At 56.1% G+C, this 5,365-nt stretch carries 3 rRNA genes; all 3 read right to left on the reverse strand.

The annotated features are described in order from the left end of the window. Positions 1-9: 9 nt before the first annotated feature. The 3 genes from rrf to G6031_RS00405 all read right to left on the reverse strand — a co-directional run bounded on the left by rrf (position 10) and on the right by G6031_RS00405 (position 5,190). Positions 10-126, reverse strand: a 5S ribosomal RNA gene (rrf, locus tag G6031_RS00395). 99 nt (positions 127-225) lie between these two features. Next, positions 226-3,322: ribosomal RNA gene (locus G6031_RS00400) — 23S ribosomal RNA — on the reverse strand. Positions 3,323-3,673: 351 nt separating this feature from the next. Continuing rightward, positions 3,674-5,190, reverse strand: a 16S ribosomal RNA gene (locus G6031_RS00405). The 16S, 23S and 5S rRNA genes sit together here, the layout of an rRNA operon. Between the last annotated feature and the right edge of the window lie 175 nt (positions 5,191-5,365).

Raw genomic sequence — 5,365 nt, forward strand, 5'->3', positions numbered from 1 at the left:
TGAAGTTGTGTTCGGCGGTGACCTACTCTCCCACACCCTCACGAGTGCAGTACCATCGGCGCTGGCAGGCTTAGCTTCCGGGTTCGGAATGGGACCGGGCGTTTCCCTGCCGCTATGGCCGCCGTAACTCTGTGAAACAAGGCCCGACCCGCGATCGAGACCGCGGATGGGTGTGTTGTTTCAGATACTGCACAGTGGACGCGTAACAAATTCTTTGGCTTGTTTGTGTGTAAGCCCTCGGCCGATTAGTACCGGTCACCTCCACGCATTGCTGCGCTTCCAGTTCCGGCCTATCAACCCCATGGTCTGTGGGGGGCCTTAACCACGCAAGGTGGTGAGAAACCTCATCTTGGAACAGGCTTCCCGCTTAGATGCTTTCAGCGGTTATCCCTTCCGAACGTAGCTAACCAGCGATGCTCCTGGTGGAACAACTGGCACACCAGAGGTTCGTCCGTCCCGGTCCTCTCGTACTAGGGACAGCTTTCCTCAAGTTTCTTACGCGCGCGGCGGATAGAGACCGAACTGTCTCACGACGTTCTAAACCCAGCTCGCGTGCCGCTTTAATGGGCGAACAGCCCAACCCTTGGGACCTACTCCAGCCCCAGGATGCGACGAGCCGACATCGAGGTGCCAAACCATCCCGTCGATATGGACTCTTGGGGAAGATCAGCCTGTTATCCCCGGGGTACCTTTTATCCGTTGAGCGACACCGCTTCCACTTGCCGGTGCCGGATCACTAGTCCCGACTTTCGTCCCTGCTCGACGTGTCAGTCTCACAGTCAAGCTCCCTTGTGCACTTGCACTCAACACCTGATTGCCATCCAGGCTGAGGGAACCTTTGGGCGCCTCCGTTACTCTTTAGGAGGCAACCGCCCCAGTTAAACTACCCACCAGGCACTGTCCCTAACCCAGATCATGGGCCGAGGTTAGACGTCCAATACGATCAGAGTGGTATTTCAACAACGACTCCACACACACTGGCGTGCATGCTTCACAGTCTCCCACCTATCCTACACAAACCGAATCGAACGCCAATACCAAGCTATAGTAAAGGTCCCGGGGTCTTTTCGTCCTGCCGCGCGTAACGAGCATCTTTACTCGTAGTGCAATTTCGCCGAGTCTGTGGTCGAGACAGCAGAGAAGTCGTTACGCCATTCGTGCAGGTCGGAACTTACCCGACAAGGAATTTCGCTACCTTAGGATGGTTATAGTTACCACCGCCGTTTACTGGGGCTTAAATTCTCAGCTTCGCCTTGCGGCTAACCGGTCCTCTTAACCTTCCAGCACCGGGCAGGCGTCAGTCCGTATACATCGACTTACGTCTTCGCACGGACCTGTGTTTTTAGTAAACAGTCGCTTCTCTCTGGTCTCTGCGACCACACCCAGCTCCCACCGTGAAGATGTTCACCGGGCATGGCCCCCCTTCTCCCGAAGTTACGGGGGTATTTTGCCGAGTTCCTTAACCACAGTTCTCTCGATCGCCTTGGTATTCTCTACCTGATCACCTGTGTCGGTTTGGGGTACGGGCCGTGTATGAACTCACTAGAGGCTTTTCTCGGCAGCATAGGATCACTGAATTCCCCACAACGGGTATGCATCAAGTCTCAGCCTTAATGTGACACGGATTTGCCTATGTCACGGCCTACACTCTTACACCAGTACAACCACTGACTGGCCCAGCTACCTTCCTGCGTCACCCCATCGCTTGGCTACTACCAGATCAGGTCCCGCGCATCCAGACCACGTCATCCCGAAGGATGCTCTAGGCCATTCAGGGCGGTTAGTATCACTGATTCACCATGGGCGCGCACACACGGGTACGGGAATATCAACCCGTTGTCCATCGACTACGCCTGTCGGCCTCGCCTTAGGTCCCGACTCACCCTGGGCAGATTAGCTTGACCCAGGAACCCTTGATCATTCGGCGGACGAGTTTCTCACTCGTCATTCGCTACTCATGCCTGCATTCTCACTCGTGTGGCCTCCACGCCTGGATCACTCCGACGCTTCTATGGCCACACGACGCTCCCCTACCCACCCACACACCTGCCCGGAGGAGGTTATTGTGTGAGTGCCGCGGCTTCGGCGGTGTACTTGAGCCCCGCTAAATTGTCGGCGCAGGACCACTTGACCAGTGAGCTATTACGCACTCTTTCAAGGGTGGCTGCTTCTAAGCCAACCTCCTGGCTGTCTCAGCGATCCCACATCCTTTTCCACTTAGTACACGCTTAGGGGCCTTAGCCGGCGATCTGGGCTGTTTCCCTCTCGACTATGAAGCTTATCCCCCACAGTCTCACTGCCGCACTCTCACACCTCGGCATTCGGAGTTTGGCTGACGTCAGTAACCTTGTAGGGCCCATCGGCCATCCAGTAGCTCTACCTCCGAGGTGAAACATGCGACGCTGCACCTAAATGCATTTCGGGGAGAACCAGCTATCACGGAGTTTGATTGGCCTTTCACCCCTACCCACAACTCATCCCCTCAGTTTTCAACCTAAGTGGGTTCGCGCCTCCACGACGTCTTACCGTCGCTTCACACTGGCCATGGGTAGATCACTCCGCTTCGGGTCTAGAGCATGCCACTATACTCGCCCTATTAGGACTCGCTTTCGCTACGGCTTCCCCACACGGGTTAACCTCGCGACATACCACTAACTCGCAGGCTCATTCTTCAAAAGGCACGCCATCAGCCCGAAAGCCTCTGACGGATTGTAAGCACACGGTTTCAGGTACTATTTCACTCCCCTCCCGGGGTACTTTTCACCATTCCCTCACGGTACTAATCCGCTATCGGTCACCAAGGAGTATTTAGGCTTACCGGGTGGTCCCGGCAGATTCACAGCAGATTTCACGGGCCCGCTGCTACTTGGGAACACAAATCGCCCAGCCACAAAGTTTTCAGGTACGGGACTCTCACCCTCTACGGCCGACCCTTCCAAGTCGTTCCCCTAACCCGCGGACTATCAAGCGCCTGATCCGGCAGAACCAGGACATCATGCCCCACAACACCACACACGCAACCCCTGCCGGGTATCACACGCATGCGGTTTAGCCTCTTCCGCGTTCGCTCGCCGCTACTGACGGAATCACTGTTGTTTTCTCTTCCTGCGGGTACTGAGATGTTTCACTTCCCCGCGTTCCCTCCACACACCCTATGTATTCAGATGTGGGTAACACGCCATCACGCGCGCTGGGTTCCCCCATTCGGACACCCTCGGATCACAGCTCGGTTGGCAGCTCCCCGAGGCTTATCGCAGCCTCCTACGTCCTTCATCGGCTCTTGGTGCCAAGGCATCCACCGTGTGCTCTTACACACTTACATTCACAAACAATTAAAGATGCTCGCGTCCACTGTGCAGTTCTCAAACAACACACACCAACCCCACCCACACCCCCAGCCAACCGGCCAAAAGAGCATCTCGGGAATCAGTGCCATCAGAAACAACCCACACCCCCAACAACCAGGGATGCTCACGGTGCTGTCTCAGACACCCAACAGTGTGTTTTGTCCGAACCACGCTCCCCCCGGCAACCAGCCCTGAGCCGGCGCCGAAGATCAAGGCGAGTCCTACGCAATAGTGTTCCACCCAATGAGCCACCCAGCGCACCACGAACGGGCACGAACCAGGCGCTAACTCTGACCCCACCAACAGGCGAGGTGAGTGCTCCTTAGAAAGGAGGTGATCCAGCCGCACCTTCCGGTACGGCTACCTTGTTACGACTTCGTCCCAATCGCCGATCCCACCTTCGACGGCTCCCTCCACAAGGGTTAGGCCACCGGCTTCGGGTGTTACCGACTTTCATGACGTGACGGGCGGTGTGTACAAGGCCCGGGAACGTATTCACCGCAGCAATGCTGATCTGCGATTACTAGCGACTCCGACTTCATGGGGTCGAGTTGCAGACCCCAATCCGAACTGAGACTAGCTTTAAGGGATTCGCTCCACCTCGCGGTCTCGCAGCCCTCTGTACTAGCCATTGTAGCATGTGTGAAGCCCTAGACATAAGGGGCATGATGATTTGACGTCATCCCCACCTTCCTCCGAGTTGACCCCGGCAGTCTCTCACGAGTCCCCACCATAACGTGCTGGCAACATGAGACAGGGGTTGCGCTCGTTGCGGGACTTAACCCAACATCTCACGACACGAGCTGACGACAACCATGCACCACCTGTATACAAGCCACAAGGGAAACGACATCTCTGCCGTCGTCCTGTATATGTCAAGCCTAGGTAAGGTTCTTCGCGTTGCATCGAATTAATCCACATGCTCCGCCGCTTGTGCGGGCCCCCGTCAATTCCTTTGAGTTTTAGCCTTGCGGCCGTACTCCCCAGGCGGGGCGCTTAATGCGTTAGCTACGGCACGGAATCCGTGGAAGGACCCCACACCTAGCGCCCACCGTTTACGGCATGGACTACCAGGGTATCTAATCCTGTTTGCTCCCCATGCTTTCGCTCCTCAGCGTCAGTTACTACCCAGAGACCCGCCTTCGCCACCGGTGTTCCTCCTGATATCTGCGCATTTCACCGCTACACCAGGAATTCCAGTCTCCCCTGTAGTACTCAAGTCTGCCCGTATCGCCTGCACGCCCCCAGTTGAGCTGGAGGATTTCACAGACGACGTGACAAACCGCCTACGAGCTCTTTACGCCCAGTAATTCCGGACAACGCTTGCACCCTACGTATTACCGCGGCTGCTGGCACGTAGTTGGCCGGTGCTTCTTCTGCAGGTACCGTCACTTTCGCTTCGTCCCTACTGAAAGGAGTTTACAATCCGAAGACCGTCATCCCCCACGCGGCGTCGCTGCATCAGGCTTTCGCCCATTGTGCAATATTCCCCACTGCTGCCTCCCGTAGGAGTCTGGGCCGTGTCTCAGTCCCAGTGTGGCCGATCACCCTCTCAGGCCGGCTACCCGTCGTCGCCTTGGTAGGCCATTACCCCACCAACAAGCTGATAGGCCGCGGACTCATCCTGCACCGAAAAACTTTCCAACCCCCACCATGCGGCAGGAGCTCATATCCGGTATTAGACCCGGTTTCCCAGGCTTATCCCGAAGTGCAGGGCAGATTACCCACGTGTTACTCACCCGTTCGCCACTCGTGTACCCCCGAAAGGGCCTTACCGTTCGACTTGCATGTGTTAAGCACGCCGCCAGCGTTCGTCCTGAGCCAGGATCAAACTCTCCATAAAAGCTTCTCAGCACTACAAAAAGCACAATCCAAGCAAAAAACAAACCAAACAAACTGGCTGTTCAAAAAACGCGACCCCCACGACAGGGATGTGAAAGGGTCGCAACCAAACAAAAAATTTGGCACTATCACAAACAAAACACACTGTTGAGTTCTCAAACAACACCACCACACCG

The sequence above is a fragment of the Dietzia sp. CQ4 genome (assembly GCF_014145125.1).
GTDB classification, from domain to species: Bacteria; Actinomycetota; Actinomycetes; order Mycobacteriales; family Mycobacteriaceae; genus Dietzia; species Dietzia natronolimnaea.